The sequence below is a fragment of the Curtobacterium sp. MCBA15_005 genome, assembly GCF_001864855.1.
In the GTDB taxonomy this organism is placed as follows: Bacteria; Actinomycetota; Actinomycetes; order Actinomycetales; family Microbacteriaceae; genus Curtobacterium; species Curtobacterium flaccumfaciens.
Genome location: NZ_MJGL01000052.1, coordinates 1 through 939, shown reverse-complemented (window position 1 = coordinate 939; position 939 = coordinate 1). Strand labels below are relative to the sequence as shown.

1 protein-coding gene and 1 pseudogene are annotated in these 939 nt (G+C 72.5%); both read left to right on the top strand.

The features are described 5' to 3' along the window. Window positions 1–317 (top strand): annotated as a pseudogene (locus BIU89_RS13650) (hypothetical protein); the annotation flags it as partial. A 168-nt stretch (window positions 318–485) separates the two neighbouring features. Beyond that, the coding region (locus tag BIU89_RS13645; protein WP_071247291.1) for an FBP domain-containing protein at window positions 486–939 on the top strand (454 nt) is incomplete at its 3' end.

Below are 939 nucleotides of genomic sequence, written 5' to 3'. Positions count from 1 at the left end.
GCGACGACACCGTGACGAGCACCCCGTTGCCGATCCCGTTCACGTGCGTCGACGGGTTCGCCGAGGCGTACTACGCCCGCCCCGAGCGACTGCTCGACCCCGGCGTGCGCCAGGCGGACCCGGCGTGGGGACTGGTCGACGAGTTCACCGTCCGGCGGTCGGCGGCCGCGCTCCGGACCGCGCTGGAGTCGGGGGAGTGGGACCGGCGGCACGGGTCGTTGCGGATCCGCCCGACGTACGAGGGCTCGGTCGTCCTGGTCACGGCGACACCGAACCGGCCGCGGGCGGACCGGGCCGGGGTTGACACCCGGTCGTAGGCTGGTCGGGTGAGCTTCCAGGAGGTGGTCGGCGCCCGTATCGCCGGCATCAGGGCGTGAGGCCCTCGGTCGTGCCCTCGGGTGCGGCCGCCCTCGTCGAACCCTGATCTCCTCCGCCCGGTGCGGTGTGCGTCCGCACGCCCCGGGCCCGCACGAAAGCGATCACCCATGCTCCCCATCGTGGAGAAGACCCTCCGCACGTCCTTCGTCAACGCCTCGCGCAAGGAGGTGTCCGACCTCACGCTGCCCGCCGACTTCGAGACGCTCGACTGGGACGCGCTCGACTACCTCGGCTGGCGCGACCCGAAGATCGGGCGGCGTGCGTACGCCGTCGTGCCGACCCTGGATGGCGACCTGATCGGCATCCTGTTCCGGCCGGCCGAGGCCTCGCCCCGCTCCCGTGCCCAGTGCTCGTGGTGCCAGGACGTCAAGCTGCCGAACGACGTCGCGTTCTACAGCGCGAAACGGTCCGGGCCGGCCGGACGGAACGGCAACACCGTCGGCACCCTGGTGTGCCAGGACTTCCAGTGCTCGCGGAACGTCCGGAAGCTGCCGCCGCCCGCCTACGAGGGCTACGACGTCGAGGCAGCGCGCCTCCGGCGCATCGAGGACCTGCAGGTCC